Raw genomic sequence first — 19158 nt, 5'->3', positions numbered from 1 at the left:
GATCATGTTTAAGCATTATTTTGAACAAATACATCAGGTGGAGGTCTGGCCTATAATTTCTCTGTCTATTTTCTTCATCTTCTTTGTAGGGCTTCTCCTTTGGGTAGTAAAGATGGACAAAGGCTATGTAAGTAAGATGAAGAACCTGCCTGTAAGTGAGGAGGGAAATACATTGTCAACCGTCAAAACAGAAAGATCATGAATAGTATAAATAAATATTTAAAAGCACTCGGCTTAATTACCTTACTAATGTTGACGGGGAGTACCTGGGCGCAATCCGGGGAAGCATCGACCGCAGGCAGTATCGAATTTTATATCGTAATGGGTTTTGTGTTTGTTACAGCCCTTGTAGTGCTGGCTGTTGCAGTGGTTATCCTTAAGCTGTTGAGGCTGATGGTTAAATTGCAGACACGTAAAGAGGCGGAAGCCAGAGGTGAAGTATATGAGGAGGCTCCTCAAAGGAGCTGGTGGTCTAAGTTCCTGACAGAAGCTAACGATGCAGTGCCTGTTGAGAGTGAAGAGACTATTATGCTGGATCATAACTATGATGGCATCCGTGAACTCGACAATCACTTGCCACCATGGTGGAAATGGTTGTTTTATGGAACCATTGCCTTTGCAGTTGTTTACCTGGCGGGATATCACGTGTTTGGAACGATGCCCTTACAACTTGAAGAGTATCAGTCAGAAGTGGCGCAAGCTGAAAAGGTGGCGTTGGCAAGAAAGGCTGACACTCCGGTCAGTGATATCAATGAGGAAAATGTGGAACGAGTTACAGATCAGGCGCTATTAGATAACGGCCGTGAAGTATTTATTAGTAATTGTGCACCCTGTCATAAGGAAGATGGAGCTGGTGGTATAGGGCCAAACCTTACTGATAAATATTGGATCCATGGAGGAGACATCAAAAGTATATTCAAAACTATCAAGCAGGGTGTGCCCGAAAAAGGTATGATTTCCTGGGAGCCATTGCTATCTCCTGATGAAATGCAAAATGTATCTTCATTTGTGATGAGCCTGGCAGGTACCAACCCGCCAAACGCTAAAGGACCTCAGGGGGAATTATATGAACCTGAACTAGAAAAAGGAGTAGAGGAACCAACTCCAACCGATAGTGTTAAAGTAGTAGAAGCAAGTATGTAACAAGAAAAATGGTGAAGATATCATGAGTGAGCGAAGAGACATGGAGGAATTGTATCAGTTTGATCAGGAGTTTAAGAATACCATAGCTACGGTAGATGAAGAAGGAAAGCGGGTATGGGTGTACCCTAAAAAGCCCTCGGGAAGGTTTCATAAGTTGCGCATACTGGTTACTGTAGTGTTGTTAGGTATTCTTTTTGCCGGTCCGTTTATCAAGATAGGGGGTCGTCCTTTTCTGTTACTGAATATTTTTGAACGTAAGTTTGTGATCCTGGGACAGGCATTCTGGCCCCAGGACTTTTTCTTGTTAGCACTTTTGTTAATCACCTTTTTTGTGTTCATCATTTTGTTTACAGTAGTGTTTGGTAGGGTCTGGTGCGGCTGGGCCTGTCCTCAAACACTTTTTATGGAAATGGTATTCAGAAAGATTGAATACTGGATAGAAGGTGATGCTAATCAGCAAAGGAGGCTGGACAAAAGTCCATGGAACTTTGATAAGATAAAGAAAAGAGCAGCTAAGCATTTGATTTTTATCGTCATCTCCCTGCTGATATCTCATACCGTAATGGCTTACCTGATAGGAATAGATGAGGTTCAGAAGATTGTAAGTCAGGCACCTTCTGAGCATTGGGCGGGTTTTCTAGGGCTAATGGCATTTACTGGTATTTTTTATTGGGTGTTTTCCTGGTTTAGAGAGCAGGCCTGTATAGCTGTTTGTCCTTATGGAAGGTTGCAAGGTGTGTTGCTGGATAAAAAATCTATAGCTGTAATGTATGACTGGCTCAGAGGTGAACCAAGAGGCAAGCTGAAAAAGGGCAATGTGCAGGATGAGAAAGGAGATTGTATTGATTGTAAGCTATGTGTTCATGCCTGCCCTACGGGAATTGATATACGTAATGGTACGCAGTTAGAGTGTGTGAACTGTACTGCATGTATTGATGCATGCGATGATGTGATGGAGAAGGTCAATAAGCCCAAGGGCCTGATCAGGTATTCATCTCATGATGCTATAAAACAAGGAAAGCAAAAGCTTTTCACACCCCGTGTAGCGGCATATACGGTGGTACTGACACTGCTGGTAGTTATTTTTGTTTTTTCTCTGGCTACACGTTCGGATATTGAAGCTACTGTACTTAAAGTACCGGGGCAGCTTTATCAGAGAACTGAAGACGGTAATATTACAAATTTATATAATGTGCAATTTGTAAATAAGACTTTTGAAGAGGTCAGTCTGGAGTTGAGAATAGAAAATGCTCCGGAGGTAACCATCACAAAAGTAGGTGAAGGAGAGACGGTTGTACCTGCCAATGGCTTGACTGAAGGGGTGTTTTTTGTAAGTATGCCTAAGGAATTGGTTAAATCGGCAAAAACAACATTGACCATTGGTGTTTATGCCGATGGAAAACGCATAGATAAAACAACAACCAAGTTTTTAGGACCGGTATCAACCGACTAGGTGCTTTGTTGTATAACTTTAAAATGGAATCAAAATGAACTGGGGAACAAAAATAGTCGTGTCTTTTATCCTTTTTGTAGGGTTAATTGCCACCATGGTAATCATAAGCATGCGGCAGGATGTAAGTCTCGTCGCCAAGGATTATTATGTGCAGGAGATTGCCTATCAGGATCAAATAGAAAGGATCAAAAATTATAAGGGTTTGGGGGACAATCAGGTGAAGTTGAAGTATGAAGTACAGACCGATAAGATTGTTTTAATACTTCCTAAAAGCTATGCCGGAAAAGGGGAGGTTCACTTCTTCCGGCCATCTGATGCTTCGCTGGATGCTCGGTATGTACTAAAGCCTGATGCCGAAGGGTATCAACATTTTCATGCCAGTGATTTTAAGAAAGGTCTTTGGAGAGTCAAAATAAGCTGGCATGAAAATGATCGGGAGTATTATGAGGAGAAAACTCTGATAATCTAATTTATGAATGCCTTATTTATCACCGGTTTGATGACGGGGATGGTGGGTAGCTTGCACTGTGCTACCATGTGTGGACCACTTGCTATAGCTGTTTACTCAAAAAGCTCGTATTCAAGGCAGGTTGCATATAACGTAGGAAGATTGACAACCTACGTTATTCTGGGAGTTGTATTTGGCATGGTAGGGCAGGGGCTGGCCATATTTGGTTCGCAGCAGGTACTTTCGGTGATTATGGGTGTTACAATTATTATTCTAACACTTTATCCACGCTTTCAACACAAACTGCTGCAATCAGCCTGGCATACTAAGGTTATTATTCCTATGAGACGGCTGTTGAGTGGTTTGATTGATGGGCAGAAGCTATCGTCCGTATTTTTAATAGGTGTGCTAAATGGCTTGCTACCATGTGGGCTTGTGTATATGGGGCTATCATTGTCGGTGGCTTCTGGTAGCGTGGCTGGTTCTGTATTGGTAATGACAGGATTTGGTTTAGGGACATCCCCGGTTATGTTAGGGCTTGCTGGTGTAATTCAGTTTTTCAAAAGTAAACAAGCCTTTTCTTATCAACATGTTATAACCTCCTTAGCTATCATTATGGGCACTTTGTTGATACTCAGGGGTATGGCGCTTGATATTCCCTATGTAAGCCCTGTTATGACTGCAGTTGGCTGGGATTTGGGTATCACAACATGTGGTGCGCCTTAGAGTAAGTACTCTTGGTGAAGGCTTGATATTTGGACATCGGAAGTTTTTAAAACTTTTGATGTCCTCTTTGTTTAAGGGGGAGCACTTCTAGTTTGATCAAAAAGTTACAGACGGTGTTTATCCTCTCATCCGGGCTCAGTTTTTCAAACTACATTATTTTAAAGTCCAGTTTGTCAGGAGCCTTGCCCATTTCCTGTCCCTGGCATCATTTTTAGGGTTGGACAAAAATGTGGCTTCAAAATAGTCCGAATTACCTGTCGCAAGGGCAGTCCTCGGTATTCCTCTTTCGCATGTAATGAAATTTTATCAAAATATGATTAACAATTTGAGTGTTTTTCTTCTTATTTGACGGTGTACGAAAGTGATCCTTTTCAGTATTAGTTGTGACAAAGGTCATATTGTAAAGATGTACTGACATGTAGCTTTGGAGTAACAATTAGGAGATCAATTGAACCATAAATAAGGTTAATTATGAATGATTTAAAAATAGTATCTGCCGAGGAGGCAGTGGCCAATATAAAATCAGGTAACAGAGTCTTTATTCAGGGCGCAGCCATGACGCCAACTGTTTTGGTTGAGGCGTTATGCAATCGCTATCAGGAACTGGAAAATGTGGAACTACTTCATCTACATACAGAGGGGAAAGCACTTTATGCCCAAGAGCCTTATTGCCAGTCGTTCAGGGTTAATAGCTGCTTTGTAGGAGGTAATGTAAGAGAAGCTGTTAACGCAGGAAATGGAGATTACATTCCTATATTCCTCAGTGAAGTACACTTGTTGTTCAGACAAAATATTCTACCTCTTGATGTGGCATTCATCCAGGTTTCAATGCCGGATAAACATGGTTTTTGTTCATTGGGTACCTCAATTGATGTAGCTATTCCTGCCATTGAATCTGCCAAGACCGTTATAGCTCAAATAAATCCTATGGTGCCCCGAACACATGGAGATGGGATAATTCATGTAAGTAAAATCCACTGTGCTATTGATGTAAACTTGCCTATATACACCTCAGCCATAGCAGAGCCAAATGAACAGGAAAGGCTCATAGGACAACATGTGGCCGGTCTGGTAGAGAATGGAGCCACTTTGCAGATGGGTATTGGTGCTATTCCTAACGTGGTTTTGGCAAATTTAAAAAATCACCGAAGGTTAGGTATTCATACGGAAATGTTTTCTGACGGAATCTTACCCCTTGTGGAATCAGGTGTAATTACGGGAGAAGAAAAGAAGGTAAAGCCAAACAAGGTTGTAAGTTGTTTTGCGGTAGGTTCTCAAAAGTTGTACAATTTTATGGACGACAATCCTCTTGTTCATATGAAGGAAGCGGCTTATACCAATGATACAGCGCTAATCAGGCAAAACCCGAAAGTAACGGCCATTAACAGTGCTATAGAAATAGATCTTACCGGTCAGGTTTGTGCTGATACCATTGGTAAGTACCAGTATTCTGGTGTTGGGGGGCAGATGGACTTTATCCGTGGAGCATCTTTGTCCCCCGGAGGCAAGGCCATTATAGCTTTACCATCTGTAACTTCTAAAGGTATTTCTAAGATTGTTCCATTTCTAAAACAGGGTGCAGGGGTAACTACTACCAGAGCACACGTTCATTATATTGTTACAGAATATGGAGTGGTTGATCTTTTTGGGAAAAATCTAAAGCAGAGAGCTCAGGCTCTGATATCTATCGCCCACCCGGATCATAGAGAGGAACTGGAGCGAGCGGCTTATGACCGGTTTATGGCTAAGGTTTAATTTTTTGGATTGAGGTATTAATATAGACTAAAAAAGCACCCCAAAGGTTATGTCTAACTTTTGGGGTGCAGTTCAAATTACGGGGCTTTTAGTTTTTTACTTCTACTTGGCAAAGTGCCACCTCTGAATCTGCTGAAGTTTATCCTTTCGGAGAATCACTATTTTACCAGATCGTGTTTCGAGTATACCTTCTTCCTTCAAATCTGAAATTACCCTTATGACAGATTCTGTGGCAGTACCAACGATATTAGCCAGATCATCACGGGATACACTCAACTCAAAGCTTTCTACATTATCAGGGTTAAACTTTTCACTTACCGTGATCAGCGCCTCGGCAGTACGCTGGCGTACCGAGTTATAGGCGAGGTTCAGTAGTTTTGACTCTTTTTCAGAAACTTTGTTAGATAGCATTTCAATAAACTTTTTGGAGACCTCTCTATTGGTATAGATCAGTTCATAAAATTCCTCGGCAGGAATGAATACAATCTCTGATTTCTCCATGGTTTCAGCACTATCCGCGTGTTCTTTACTCTCAAGCAAGGCTTCATAACCGAAAAAGTCACCCTCAGTATAAATACCGGTGATAAGCTCCTTGCCATCTTCATTAGTACGTATGCTTTTAACTTTTCCTGAGGCAACAAAATACATATAGTTGGCATACTCACCTTCGCGGTAGATGTCATGTTTTTTCTTGTAAGGGCGGGGTTTTTTGTCGGCATGTAGATGAGAGAGGTCGTGCAGGTCTTTTGCATCCTTGATGAATTCATTAAAACCTTCGGTGCTGCCATTGTAATTCTTCTTGAGTACCTCGGCCTTTTTAAACCTTATTTCAATAGCATCCAAAAGCTCAGTATCTTCAAAAGGCTTAGTCAGGTAATCATCAGCACCCAGTTTCATACCCTTTCTTACATCGCTTCTTTCGGCTTTAGCTGTAAGGAATATAAAGGGTATGCTTGCAGTTTCTTCTTTTTTGGCGAGGATGTGAAGAACACCATACCCATCTAGCTCGGGCATCATAATATCACAGACGATGAGGTCAGGCATTTCCTCCAGGGCTTTTTGTACCCCTTCCTTGCCATTTCCAGCCTGAATGGTTTCATATCCGTCCAGTTCAAGAATTTCGGCGATATTTTCCCGGATCTCTTTGTTATCTTCTATGATCAGTATCTTTTTCATATACACAGTTAGTTTAATATTATTTAAGGAGTGGTCTCCGGTTCATTATTTGGAAGATCAATACTTACTGTAGTTCCAGCTCCTAGTTTGCTAGCAAATGAAATGCTACCTTCCAGCATATCTACATATTTTTTTACAATATTCAGTCCAAGCCCTGTCCCCTGAATGTTGGTAGCATTTGAGGCCCTGAAGAATCTTTCAAACATATGTTTTTGTTCTTGTTCAGGGATACCCATACCTTTATCAGATACTTTTAACAATACTCCTTCCTTTTTTTCCTCAACGATCAAATCTACGGTTTTACCAGGTTCAGAGTATTTTATTGCATTACTCAGTAGGTTGATCAGTATATTTTTCAGTATTTTTTTGTCCGAATATAAATAGTATCGATCATTATCGAAAATCAACTTGATCTCCTGCCCCTCTTTAGCTATTGCGGACATCTCATCAATAATGTCCAATAGCATCTCATTCAGGTTAATGACTTCCTTATGGAGTTCTACTCTGCCTTCCTCAAGTTTGGATACAGAAAGGAAGTCATTGAGTATAGCAGTGAGGTTGCTTATCGAAGATTTTATTTTGTCGACATGTTTCTGTCTTTTTTCCTCCGTTCCGACATCAACATATCGCTCAATAAGCGAGGCAGATGAAAGTATGGTGCTTAGGGGAGTTCGAAATTCATGAGAAGCCATAGATACAAATCTTGTCTTAAGTTCATTGAGCTCCCGCTCCCGGCTCAGAGCTAATTGGGTTTCTTCCTCAGCCTTTTTCCTAATAGTAACCTGCTCTTCAAGCTCGGCATTGGTTCTTTCAAGCTTGCTTATGGTGAAGTCAAGTTCTTTAGTTCGCTGTGTTACTCTTTTTTCTAGTTCAGCTGCATATACAATCAGTTGTTCCTCACTTCTCTTAAGAGCTTCTTCTATTTTTTTTCTTTCTGTAATGTCTATTATGAAAGCTACGGTATGATCTATACCGTCAATCTGAGCCCGATTCAAGCTTATTTCGACAGGAAATTCATCCCCATTTTTTTTGTGTCCGGAAAGATGACGACCTTTCCCCATTTGGCGTGGTGAAGGGTGTTTTTCGTAATTTTTACGGTCTTTTATATGAGAGATTTTTACATTGGGTGGTACCAGATCTTCTACTTTCAGGCCTATCATTTCGCCAGGTTTATACCCAAACAGATTATTACATGCCGTATTGGCCATTACTATTGTGCCGCCTTTATTAACTACTAAAATTCCCTCTTCACAGGCTTCAAATATTGATTTGTACGTATCCTGATGTTCTTTTGTCACCCTAAAAATTTGTTTAATGCTAGCAATTTCTTTTGAATTTAAAAATATGATAAAAATCAGTAATACCCATGACAGGTATTCATGATGATACAATGGTCAGCTTGCTACTTTAGTACAAAAATAAACGAGATATCTATATCAATAGCCATGTTTAAAAGTATAATTTGTCCGGTTGACTTCTCAGAGTCCTCTGCTAATGCCCTGTCATTTGCCTTGGATATTGCCCAATCCAACCAAAGCGAATTAGTCGTACTATATACGTATAGATTGATTTCGGGTACCGATGATAAAGCTGGTGCCAATAGGATCTCACTAAAGAGGCAACAAGAGGAAATCGCCAATAAAAGGATAGAAGAACTAAAGAAGCGCTTCCCGGAATTTGAACAGGTCAGGCATACATTCCTTGCAGAGGTGGGTTTTATTAATGATCGTTTGGCCATGGCTATTGAAAAGTATAATGTGGACCTGATAGTCCTAACAGAGAACATTAAGATGCGCTTAAAAGAGAGGTGGGAGGATGGCGATGAAAGTGTACTTGCAAGATTTAATTGTCCGGTATTGCTTATACCCTCCAAGGAGGTAAGAGAGGAAACAGCCATTGGCTCAGGCTAGAATATTGCCTATGGCCTTAATTTACTCAGGAAGCCAGCCGGTCAAAATCTTTAAAATGTATCATTATGGGAGATCATTTGGCAACCAAGGCAGATAGCCGTGAAATAAGGGCTAAATTTATCAGGCACCTACTGAGTGACATCAGGGCGCTGGAGATCATGCTTGAAAAGGATAGCTTTGAAAAGGGGATAGTCAGGATAGGTGCTGAACAGGAGTTTTGTCTGGTGGATAATAACTGGAGGCCATCTGTCAAGTCTGATATAATACTTAAGGAGTTGGATGACGAGCATTTTACTACTGAACTGGCCCGTTATAACCTCGAAATTAATCTCGATCCCTTAGAGCTTACAGGTGACTGCTTTTCTCAAATGCAGTATCAGCTAAAATCATTAATGTCTAAGGCGGACATCATTGCAAGAAAGCACCAAAGCAAGACTTTGGTTACAGGTATTTTGCCAACTATAAGCAAAGATGAGCTGACCCTTGAGTTTATAACGCCAGGTATAAGGTACAAGGCACTTAATGAGATGACAAGGACTCAGCGCGATTCTGATTTTGTATTGCACATGACGGGAGTAGACGAGTTGGCTGTTACACACGATTCGGTACTTTTCGAAGCATGCAATACTAGTTTTCAGTTGCATTTGCAAATCAGTCCTAAGGATTATATTAATAGCTACAATTGGGCGCAGGCTATAGCTGGTCCGGTTCTTGGGCTTTGCACTAATTCTCCACTATTGTTGGGACGTGAGCTATGGAGTGAAACTAGAATAGCTTTGTTTTTGCAAAGCATGGATACCAGAACCTCTTCCTATGCACTTAAAGATCAGCAGGCAAGGGTCGCCTTTGGAAGTCATTGGGAGTTTGGGTCAGTCGCTAATATTTATAAGGATGATATTGCTAATTATAAGGTAATCCTGGCCAAGGACATTAAAAAGGATTCTCTGGCAGAGTTGGAGAAAGGAAGAACTCCAAAATTGGAAGCCATTAACTTACATAACGGCTCCATTTATAGATGGAACAGACCCTGCTATGGTGTTTTTAAGGGTAAAGCACACTTACGGATTGAAAACAGGTACCTTCCTGCAGGCCCAACTATATTGGATGAGATGGCAAATTTTGCTTTTTGGACGGGACTGATGATGGGGCGTCCGGAGAAATACAATGACATGTCATCATACATGGATTTCCGTGACGTTAAAGCCAATTTTATTAAAGCAGCAAGAACGGGAAAAGAATCTGTAATGCACTGGATGGGAGAAGATGTTTTTTTAAGAGACCTGTTAAATAAAGAACTTTTACCCATGGCATATATAGGGCTTTTGGAGCAAGGGATAGACAAAGAGGATGTCGAGAAGTTACTTAAAGTCATTGACGAGCGAATTTCAAGGCTTACAGGGGCACAGTGGCAGGTAAGAAGCTACAGGAATATGCGAAAACTTATGAAAACAGATGATGCCTTGTTGGCATTAACCAAGGCTATTCACAATAACCAAAATAAGGATTTTCCTGTAGCTCAATGGCCGGTACTAAATGTTTCAGGGCCGGTGCATGAAGCTGCCAGTATGGTGAAACACATTATGTCTACACAATTGTTTGTAATTGATGAAAATGACCCGGCTGACCTGGCAATCAATATTATGGAATGGAAGAATATTCATCATATGCCTGTAACTGATAATCGAGGGAGGTTAAGCGGTTTGCTTACTTGGACTCATATGTTGGTAAATAAAGAAAGAAAGAGTGATGATAAGCGAACGGTAGCAGATATAATGGAAACAAAAGTTATTACAGTGCAACCCCAAACAGATATAAATAATGCCATTCGTATCATGAGGAAGAATCAAATTGGATGTTTGCCTGTAGTATGTGGAGAAGACTTGGTAGGCATTGTTACTTTAAAGGATGTAAGTGCATTTGACCATGGTTAAGGTTTATAGCAAAGCTCTGGCCCGATATATAGAGGTTGATCGTATTATCGGTCATATCAGGGGAGAGATGCATGGGCCTACTTTGGTTTTTTCTGCTGGGATTCACGGCAATGAGCCTTCTGGTATATTTGCTTTGTACAATGTGCTTGGTGAATTAAGAAGGAAGAATGTTAAGTTAAGAGGCAGCATTTATGCACTTAGTGGTAATCTTACAGCTCTTCAAAAGGGTGAGAGGTATATCAATCATGATTTGAACAGGCTATGGACCAAAAAAATACTCCATAAGCTTCTAAGTGAAAGACCATATGCCCATGATGACGATTCCCTTCAGCAATTGGACATATACCATACCATTAAGGACATACTAAAATCAGAGAAAGGTCCTTTTTATTTTATGGACCTTCACACCACCTCGTGTGAAACCAAGCCGTTTTTAACAGTAAATGATACCATCCTGAATAGGAAGTATACTTCGCAATATCCTTTACCGATCATATTGGGGATAGAGGAATATCTGGTAGGACCGTTACTTAACTATATTAATGAGTTGGGGTATGTGGCTTTTGGCTATGAGGGTGGGCAACACGACGCTTTAGATGCAATTGAAAATCATGAATCTTTCATTTATTTGTCGCTAGCGTTTTCCGGATGTATTAATCCTGCTGATATTGAATTTGATAAGCATTATCAGAAGCTGACTGCGCTGTCTGGAGATAGAGATGAGTTTTATGAGATTTTCTACCGTTATCAGATTGAAGAGCAGGAGTCTTTTAAAATGAAAGCCGGATTTAAAAATTTTCAAACTGTAAAGAAAGGTACCGAGTTAGCGCTTAGCAATGGAAAAATAGTGCCGGCTAAAAAGACCAGTCTGATATTTATGCCGCTGTACCAAAACCAGGGTGATGACGGTTTCTTTTGCATAAGGAAAATTCCTAAAGTGTTTCTGACGTTGTCTACTGTATTTAGAAAAGTGCGGTTGGATAAACTCCTTACACTTTTACCAGGTATCAGTTGGGGCTCGCCTTTTAAGGATACCCTGGCCGTCAATAAAAAAATAGCTCGTTTCTTTGCAAGAGACTTGTTTCACCTATTGGGGTACAGAGGTAAATATATTGATAAAGATCATATAATAATGAAAAGCAGAGAGGTAGCCTCAAGAAATGATGAATATAGTGAGGAGAGGTGGAATAAAAAATGAAGGTTTAGAAAAATGTGACTGCTTGAACATACCTGAAAATAAAGATCATATGCCGTCAGTAACTTTACAAGAGGCATTAATTTTTATCATGAAGGCAAACTTGATAAAGCTCTCGATCAGTTTACAAAGGCCATAGAAAAAGATCCGACCCAGCTGGATTACTATTTTAACAGGGCAATGGTGCTTGTTAAACTGGATCAGATCGATGAGGTCTGCAAGGGCTTATTGTTAATTAAAGATTTCTGATCAGGAAGCTTTGGAATTTTACGACAAGAATTGTCAACATTGATCTCATTTCTGTAAAGATGAAAATTTGAATTATTTCAACATCTTCCAAGTTAGCGATTAAGAGCATGTGGAGTTTAGGGACATGACCAAAATCATCCTCAACCATGATGCAGGTCTCTCATTTCAACCTTTGGAAAAGGTAATTTTAAGTAAATCAAAATTTGAATTACCATGGGACTATTAAGGCAGAGAACCGGCCCTTTCCATAGAATTGGTGACAGGTATGCCACTTTATTTGATTCTGATCATTTCTTGGGAAGAAGTGCTTTTGAGGACAGTTGGATGGTGAAACCACCAGCCAATGTCAAGGAGCAGGGAGATGTAACTATTTTTGAAATAGCCATTCCAGGTTTCAATAAAGATGAGATCAACCTGGAAGTAAAAAATGATGCACTTTATATATCAGCCAAAAAAAAGGGTGATAGTGATAAGGCAAACTATGTTAAGAAGGAAGTGCCAACACAAATATTTAGCCGGGTGGTAGATATAAAACCTAACATAGATCAAAGCAAAATATCAGCAAGGCTTATTAATGGCATTCTCAGATTAGAGATACCTCAGGCCATCAACGGTAAAAAGACTAAAACTATAGAGGTGTCCTGATCTATTATATTAGGACAGGTGCATGTATATAAATGAGGCTATGATGGTATCGCTCGTTCTATCATGCAACTATGCGGAGCAACTTTATGTTCTAATATACATAAAGAAATACCAAACTTAACGCTGCGTAATTATGATACTTTTAAGACAAAGAAGCGGGCCATTTCACCGGATAGGAGACAGGTATAATACTTTATTCGGTTCTGATCATTTTATGGGAAGAAGTGCCTTTGAGGGGAATTGGATGTCGAAAACAAACCATGCATATGGTGAAAAAGGAAAGGAAGTAAAGCTTGTCGTGAAAGTAAAGGCTGAGTAGCCCCTACCGCACTAAAAAATACTTGTCAATTTTTCGGTTGTCAGTAGAAATCTATTGCTCTTTTTTTGCATAACCTCAAGCGCAGCTATAGCGGATATGTTGGGGTATAGTAATGGAGAGTAAATTCCATTTACCGAGTTGAAATATTTTGTCAGTCGTATAGTTTGCACCACATCTTTACCTGTCTCTGTTGACCTTGAAAACGGGTATAGCCATAAAGCAGCTAAAGTTATTGAGAATGTTGAGGCGCTACACCGTTTAGGTATTGCCGGCATTAACATTGAAGATTCAGTTATTGATACTAATTGTGATAGGCAGTTGCTTGAACTGCATACATTTAGCGAAATTATATCAGCGATTTCCAAGTATAAGGATAAGACAACAAGCGAACTGTTTGTAAATATTAGAACGGATGCATTTCTCTTGGGTACTGACAATGCTTTGAAAGAGACCTTAGGCAGATTACCTATTTTAAAGTATGCTGGTAACTTCCGATAAAGAAATACAAAAATATTACGATGCACTGATCTCCAGGGATCAACAGTTTGTGGGCGTGTTTTATGTAGGAGTTAAAACTACTGGGGTGTTTTGCATAGCGACCTGCAGGGCCAGAAAACCCAAACTTGAAAATGTAGAGTTTTATACTGACTCAAAGGACTTGCTTCGGAATGGTTACAGACCATGCAAGATATGTAAACCTACAGAAAATTTTGGGCAACCTCCAACCGAAGTATTAGCAGCTCTGGAGTGGTTGGAAGAGCAGCCTAAAGTGAAAATTTCAGATTTTGACCTTAGACAGAGAGGTTTAAGCCCTGATAATATCAGAAGGTGGTTTAAAAAGCATCATAATATGACTTTTCAGGCATATCAAAGAATGGTAAGGATCAATACAGCTTTTCAGGAGCTTAAAAATGGTAAAAGCGTTACCAGTTCTGCCTTTGATTCCGGTTATGAATCATTGAGTGGGTTTGGTTACACCTTTAAAAGTCTGGTAGGAAGGTCACCTGATGAAAGCAAGGATAGAGATGTAATACTAATGACCCGGCTGACTACTCCACTAGGTCCAATGTATGCCTGTGCCACGGATAGAGGCATTTGCTTACTGGAGTTTACTGACAGAAGAATGCTCGAAACTGAATTTAGAGACCTCCAAAAGAGACTTGACGCCAATATATTGGCGGGAGAAAATGTCTATTTAAAGCAGCTCAAAACAGAGCTTCATGAATATTTCCAAGGAACAAGAAAAGAGTTTAACGTGAGCTTGCATACACCAGGCACAGACTTCCAGCAGCAAGTCTGGAATGCTTTGCTAAAGATTCCGTATGGCACTACCTCAACATATCAGCAACAGGCAGAAAGGTTGTACAAACCCAAGGCAGCACGAGCTATAGCCTCGGCCAATGGACATAACAGGATTTCTATTATTGTACCATGTCATAGAGTGATTGGTAAAGATGGAAGCCTTACGGGGTATGGAGGAGGATTGGAAAGGAAAAGGTGGCTACTCGACCATGAGCGTAAAGGCGCTTGAAATAATGTTTGTAGGAGTTTTAGAACTATTTTTGTTTAGCCACGTTTGCTTAGGTAAGCCCTGATAGCATTGAAATACGAGCAAATCCCCATACCACCTGCCCTTGAAACATTCATACAGTCAATATGGAAGTTGGAAGATGATGAACATAGAAGAGATCATTTTCAGTCTTTTCAGTTGATAGCAGATAGCAGTCCCGGGCTTATTTTTCAGCATGCCGATTTTGGTAACTTTTTTCGGGAAGGTAAGCAGCTGCCTGCTGCATTTGTTTTTGGCCCATCTACCAAATTTGGAACTCTTCAGTTAGAAGGGAGTTTTAAAGCCATGGGTATTTTCTTTTATCCAGATGCGCTGAAGACAGTTTTTGGTTTGAAGGCTGAACAGCTTACTGATACATGCATGGATATAGATACCATGACCCATGTAAAAAGCAGGAGCCTGGTTGAAAAGCTTTTGAATGCCGAGTCAATTGAGGACAGACTCAACTTGATGTTATCCGCTTTGCAGAAGTTGCGCGCTGATCATGAAAGCAATATTGATGTAAATGTCTCTTTTGCGATTTCTGAAATATTAGCATCTCATGGGCGGCTGTCTCTACGAGAACTGAGTAAAAACATGAATCTGTCAGAGAGAACTATAGAAAGAAAATTTCGGGAGAATATTGGAATTACACCGAAACTTTTTTCCAGGTTATGTCAGTTCCAGTCGTCGCTCAGGTATTTGAAATCGCAGAATCATCACAAGCTCTCAGATGTTGCTTTTGAGTTTGAATTTTCAGATCAATCCCACTTTATTCGAACATTTAAGGAATTTTCTGGTTTCACACCTAACAATTTCATACGCAGGTCGAAGGAGTTAGTAGATAACCTGGCGCAACCTGTCAGGTAGTTAGCGCTGTCGTTTTTGTTCTATTTTTGGTACTCACTCTCCATCACCTTTGTAGAAAAAGGTAAAATTATGAAAGTAGTAATTTTTGGAGCAACCGGTAGCATTGGTAATCAGTTAGTTATCCAAGCCTTAAGCTTGGGGTACGAAGTAACTGCCTTTGTCAGAAACCCTCAAAAGATAAACGACCTTCCACACTCCAGCCTGACTCTTATAGAAGGGGATGTATTACATCTCAATGATGTGCAGGAAGCGGTAAAAGGGCATGACGCTGTTTTTTGTGCTTTGGGAGCAGGAAGAAACGGTGGAGTAAGGGCTGAAGGTACTCGGAATATCATTAAAGCTATGCATGCCGAAGGAGTAAACCGGCTAATATGTCAAACTACGCTGGGTGCTGGTGATAGTTGGACAAACCTTAACTTTTTTTGGAAGTACATCATGTTTGGGTGGTTTCTCAAAGAGGCATTTAAAGATCATGAAATCCAGGAAGGTTATATTTTTGGGAGCCGGCTAGGTTGGACGGTCATAAGGCCGGGTGCATTTACGGATGGTCCGTTAACTGGAATTTACAAACATGGTTTTTCAGTAGATGAGAAAAACACAAAACTCAAAATTTCAAGAGCTGATGTGGCTGACTTTATGCTCAAGCAACTAAAAACAGATGAGTATCTGCATAAAACACCAGGTTTGTCTTATTAAATTTATCAGAAACCTGCCAGGTTACCGATTTGATCTCTAGCTGTAAAAATAAAGAAAAGGTACCATTAACCGCGCCTTTTCTTTATTTACACCGAGACCTTTACAAAAGCGGAAAATTTGTAGGAGGAAGTATGGCAAATAAATTGACTAAAGCAGAGCTGTCATTACTTTCCAAGTTTCCATTTGCATTGCACAATATACCGTGTAGAGATTCACTTCTGTATAACTCTTGGCTAGATACTTAAATTTCCCAATTTTGACCATTATCCCAGCTTCAACGTTAAGTATTACTAGTATTACTTTGCCATAATGAAAGAAGTAATTAACCTTGGTGGTGAAGCCATAAGTGTAGGCTTTCTCTTTGAGTTCTGGTAGAATCAGGATGCTTTTCTCTTAAAGTTTGTTAAGCTGCTCGATAAATTCGACAGACCGGCTCAGTACAACTATGGGACACTCTTTATGAGGTGTATGGCCAACATCAGGAATGATGAATTTTTCGGATATTCCACTTACTTGATTGATCGTTTTTTCTACTTGTTGCAAAGAACCATATTCATCTGCTTCACCCTGAATAAATAAAAGAGGGCAACCAATTTTGGGTAGACAATGCTCAATATTCCAGTCTCTGTAATCACTTCTTGTCCATGTTTCAGTCCAGGCTTTAAACAGTGTATCCACCTTGTTGCCATGATATTTTTCCAGACGTTCAGGAAGGTTAGTGGTCTTGTATGTCTCCATAGCGTCATATATCCCCTGGAGTGTGACATCTTCAACAAAGATGTGTGCAGCCTCGCAGATTACAGCTTTGATCCTTTTAGGATACTTACTGGCTGCATGTAGCGCGATGGTGCCGCCATCACTATGTCCAAATAAGATGGCATTATCAATTTCCAATTGTATCAGCAAACCATTTAAAATGTCAGCCTCTAATTCCATGTAGTTAACCGGCCTTTCGGGTGTAGGCATAGGGTCAGATTTGCCATAGCCCAGACGGTCGTATACCAGTATGTTGCATTGAGTTGCCTCCGCTAGTATTTTTGGGAAATCCCGCCAGAGCTGTGCGCAACCCAGAGAGTCGTGTAAGAATACCAGTGTCGGTCTACTTGGGTAGTCTTTATTCCTTTCTACGTAAAGGCCTTGCGTATTTATATTGATCAGTGTGCTTCTTTGTGCCATTCAAAATAGAATTTAGGTTAGTTGGATGTAACTCTTTCTCTCCGGGTTTTGACTATGCTACAATAATAAACAAACAGTATGAATCTACAGGAAGACTTTACTCCACGATAGTGATATGCATTTTGTTATGTTTGAACATTGTATTGTTATGGAGTGGACTCTTGCGCAGCATATCGCCAGATCAAGTTACTTCATTTCTAGGTTCCTGCTCAACCAAGTAGCTTGATGCTTACTATCACGACACAATCGGGAAAAGAAATTAGAATTGATATGCTTCCAGATATAGATGACTTTCTGCCTGACCTGATGAGGAAACGAACTATATATATTGATGATCAGGAAGTTCAGTTGAAATCTGAAGCAGCTGTTATACTCTCATTATAATAGGTTAGGTAACCCGGAAGGACTTGAAGTTTTCATGGCCAAAGAAATGATTGAGTTTTTCGGTTTGCAGACGTATTTATAGTAGTCATATACTTTCAGTAGAGTCAGAAGCTCATTTAAATTTTGGGCTTCATACATTGGAATAGCTTTTGAATTATTGTTAGAATTTTGTCGCTTGGCATAAAGCTATAGATTATATTGAAAGTTGAGGCCAGGCAAATTCCTCAGAATTGTGAAGGTAGGCCAGTCCTTTGTTCTGTAGTATTGCCATGGTGGCAATACAAAGTGCAACCCCAATGATCACTGCGGTGCCTAGAAACGAAACCACATGGTAAGTATGAAAGTAGCTAAAGCGCTCCCAACTACTCAAAGGTATCCAGGACGATGATCAGTCTGATTTTGTTAACCTTTATTGGTTTCTGTATAGTATTATAAATAAACAAATGAAGCAAAATTCCGATACCTATAAATGCTGTAGTAAGTTGAACTTTAAACAGGGTAGCGGCTGTTTCGGCAAACAATACAGGCTCCAGACCAGTAATGCAGGAGGATAGGGACATTAGTTTTTAAGGCTTGAGATAATTTGATTCTAACGATTTTGTTTAATTTTTTTATTAAATCTCAACGTTTTGCTTGGCGTTCGATTGCTTAACACATGACAATGTGTTCTCAGGAAACGAATTAATTTATATATTTGGAACACCATGGAGTTTAAAAAATAGTTCATAGGATCTTTGCTATGTAGATGGATAATCTATGCAGTAATGCAGTAAAATTTTTAAATGATGAATTGTTCGGGCTTCATTTTGGAGAAGCCATGCAGCTGTCAGCTTTGGGTGTGGGGGAGGGATACTTACAAGTGGTACTGTTGCCGAAGCATTGTCTCAGGCAGGAGAATTGATTCCTGATCACCGATGTTTTCTCTATTGAAATGAGCCATATGGCTGATCAGTTCACTATATCGTTAGTAGGTGAGGAGCACAACATGTCGAGGATTTTTCCAGTACCTACAGACAAATGGAGGAATACCTGTTGGCTTTTGTTATTCATGAACGGGATGGGTTGATTCTCCGGAAAGTTCAGCCTGTCCAAGCTGAAGTTTCTTTGGTAACAGGTCATGATTAGAGTATAAAAGGGTTTTAGAGCTTGATGATATATCTTTAGGCTAGTCCTTTAAATAACATTTGAAAGTGTGTACCATGCACTACAGGCTTATGCCCTTAAAGCGGATTGATGCACTGCTTATAGCAGGCGATTATACAGGCTCCTGGAAATGCAAAGTATTAATCACTGCTAGCTAATTCTTACCTGAACACTACTTCATTGGACGATGTCGCATTTAATTCCAATATGGCAGCGCGAACATTGCAACCTGTCCATCGCTTAAATGCTCTTACAAACTGCTGGGGTCCTGATACCCCAAAGCAGATGCAATTTATTGAAGAGGAAAGAAAGACACTCGCAATCAAATATCCGAATCAGAGTATCAGGTCAAAGAGAAAGAATCTTGGTTATTTTATTTACTTAAATTAG

At 40.1% G+C, this 19158-nt stretch carries 20 protein-coding genes and 1 pseudogene; 17 read left to right on the top strand and 4 right to left on the bottom strand.

Features of this window, described 5'->3' with window-relative positions; genetic code table 11:
• Positions 1-4 precede the first annotated feature (4 nt).
• The 6 genes from JMN32_RS23825 to JMN32_RS23800 all read left to right on the top strand — a co-directional run bounded on the left by JMN32_RS23825 (position 5) and on the right by JMN32_RS23800 (position 5525).
• Positions 5-202, top strand: a complete 198-nt coding sequence (locus JMN32_RS23825; RefSeq protein ID WP_202858892.1) for a cytochrome C oxidase Cbb3 — start codon at positions 5-7, stop codon at positions 200-202.
• Entirely contained in the window at positions 199-1143 is a 945-nt protein-coding gene (locus JMN32_RS23820) for a cbb3-type cytochrome c oxidase N-terminal domain-containing protein (protein WP_202858891.1), read from the top strand. The genes JMN32_RS23825 and JMN32_RS23820 overlap by 4 nt, the downstream gene beginning before the upstream one ends.
• Before the next feature lie 22 nt (positions 1144-1165).
• Positions 1166-2596, top strand: coding sequence for a cytochrome c oxidase accessory protein CcoG (gene ccoG, locus JMN32_RS23815; protein WP_238354601.1), 1431 nt, complete (start codon positions 1166-1168; stop codon positions 2594-2596).
• Between the two features lie 34 nt (positions 2597-2630).
• Positions 2631-3065: a FixH family protein gene (locus JMN32_RS23810; protein ID WP_202858890.1), complete on the top strand. Its 435-nt coding sequence runs from the start codon at positions 2631-2633 to the stop codon at positions 3063-3065.
• Between the two features lie 3 nt (positions 3066-3068).
• Positions 3069-3770: a sulfite exporter TauE/SafE family protein gene (locus JMN32_RS23805; RefSeq protein WP_202858889.1), complete on the top strand. Its 702-nt coding sequence runs from the start codon at positions 3069-3071 to the stop codon at positions 3768-3770.
• A 471-nt stretch (positions 3771-4241) separates the two neighbouring features.
• Positions 4242-5525 (top strand): acetyl-CoA hydrolase/transferase family protein, encoded by a 1284-nt coding sequence (locus JMN32_RS23800; RefSeq protein WP_202858888.1) that lies wholly within the window; start codon positions 4242-4244, stop codon positions 5523-5525.
• A 102-nt stretch (positions 5526-5627) separates the two neighbouring features.
• On the opposite strand, the gene JMN32_RS23795 is transcribed toward JMN32_RS23800, so the two are convergent.
• A complete protein-coding gene (locus tag JMN32_RS23795) occupies positions 5628-6701 on the bottom strand; it encodes a response regulator (RefSeq protein ID WP_202858887.1) in 1074 nt (357 codons plus the stop codon).
• A 23-nt stretch (positions 6702-6724) separates the two neighbouring features.
• Positions 6725-7999 (bottom strand): PAS domain-containing sensor histidine kinase, encoded by a 1275-nt coding sequence (locus JMN32_RS23790; protein WP_202858886.1) that lies wholly within the window; start codon positions 7997-7999, stop codon positions 6725-6727.
• Positions 8000-8146: 147 nt separating this feature from the next.
• Here JMN32_RS23790 and JMN32_RS23785 point away from each other — a divergent pair, with 147 nt between their 5' ends.
• From JMN32_RS23785 to JMN32_RS23740, 10 genes and pseudogenes are all read left to right on the top strand, one after another.
• Positions 8147-8611: a universal stress protein gene (locus tag JMN32_RS23785; RefSeq protein ID WP_202858885.1), complete on the top strand. Its 465-nt coding sequence runs from the start codon at positions 8147-8149 to the stop codon at positions 8609-8611.
• A gap of 65 nt (positions 8612-8676) precedes the next feature.
• On the top strand, positions 8677-10542 hold the full coding sequence (locus tag JMN32_RS23780) for a CBS domain-containing protein (protein WP_202858884.1): 1866 nt from the start codon (positions 8677-8679) through the stop codon (positions 10540-10542).
• Positions 10535-11740 (top strand): succinylglutamate desuccinylase/aspartoacylase family protein, encoded by a 1206-nt coding sequence (locus JMN32_RS23775; RefSeq protein ID WP_202858883.1) that lies wholly within the window; start codon positions 10535-10537, stop codon positions 11738-11740. Before JMN32_RS23780 ends, JMN32_RS23775 begins: the two co-directional genes overlap by 8 nt.
• 72 nt (positions 11741-11812) lie before the next feature.
• A pseudogene (locus JMN32_RS27785) lies at positions 11813-11986 on the top strand (tetratricopeptide repeat protein); the annotation flags it as partial.
• 213 nt (positions 11987-12199) lie between these two features.
• Positions 12200-12631 (top strand): Hsp20/alpha crystallin family protein, encoded by a 432-nt coding sequence (locus tag JMN32_RS23765; RefSeq protein ID WP_202858882.1) that lies wholly within the window; start codon positions 12200-12202, stop codon positions 12629-12631.
• A 133-nt stretch (positions 12632-12764) separates the two neighbouring features.
• Positions 12765-12950: a hypothetical protein gene (locus JMN32_RS23760; protein ID WP_202858881.1), complete on the top strand. Its 186-nt coding sequence runs from the start codon at positions 12765-12767 to the stop codon at positions 12948-12950.
• A gap of 138 nt (positions 12951-13088) precedes the next feature.
• Positions 13089-13448, top strand: a complete 360-nt coding sequence (locus JMN32_RS23755; protein ID WP_202858880.1) for an isocitrate lyase/phosphoenolpyruvate mutase family protein — start codon at positions 13089-13091, stop codon at positions 13446-13448.
• Positions 13429-14481: a bifunctional transcriptional activator/DNA repair enzyme AdaA gene (locus JMN32_RS23750; protein WP_202858879.1), complete on the top strand. Its 1053-nt coding sequence runs from the start codon at positions 13429-13431 to the stop codon at positions 14479-14481. The genes JMN32_RS23755 and JMN32_RS23750 overlap by 20 nt, the downstream gene beginning before the upstream one ends.
• A gap of 69 nt (positions 14482-14550) precedes the next feature.
• The gene (locus JMN32_RS23745; protein ID WP_202858878.1) at positions 14551-15369 is read left to right on the top strand and encodes an AraC family transcriptional regulator; all 819 of its coding nucleotides are present in this window, start codon (positions 14551-14553) and stop codon (positions 15367-15369) included.
• 69 nt (positions 15370-15438) lie between these two features.
• Complete coding sequence (locus tag JMN32_RS23740; protein WP_202858877.1) at positions 15439-16065, top strand: NAD(P)-dependent oxidoreductase; 627 nt, start codon at positions 15439-15441, stop codon at positions 16063-16065.
• Positions 16066-16458: 393 nt separating this feature from the next.
• Here JMN32_RS23740 and JMN32_RS23735 read toward each other — a convergent pair whose 3' ends face one another.
• Entirely contained in the window at positions 16459-17241 is a 783-nt protein-coding gene (locus tag JMN32_RS23735; protein ID WP_202858876.1) for an alpha/beta fold hydrolase, read from the bottom strand.
• Between the two features lie 225 nt (positions 17242-17466).
• Between JMN32_RS23735 and JMN32_RS23730 the strand changes: the two genes are divergently transcribed.
• Positions 17467-17625: a hypothetical protein gene (locus tag JMN32_RS23730; RefSeq protein WP_202858875.1), complete on the top strand. Its 159-nt coding sequence runs from the start codon at positions 17467-17469 to the stop codon at positions 17623-17625.
• Between the two features lie 362 nt (positions 17626-17987).
• On the opposite strand, the gene JMN32_RS23725 is transcribed toward JMN32_RS23730, so the two are convergent.
• The gene (locus JMN32_RS23725) at positions 17988-18185 is read right to left on the bottom strand and encodes a hypothetical protein (RefSeq protein WP_202858874.1); all 198 of its coding nucleotides are present in this window, start codon (positions 18183-18185) and stop codon (positions 17988-17990) included.
• Positions 18186-19158 lie beyond the last annotated feature (973 nt).

It is taken from the genome of Fulvivirga marina (assembly GCF_016775155.1).
GTDB lineage: Bacteria > Bacteroidota > Bacteroidia > Cytophagales > Cyclobacteriaceae > Fulvivirga > Fulvivirga marina.
This window is presented reverse-complemented; position numbering and strand designations above follow the sequence as displayed.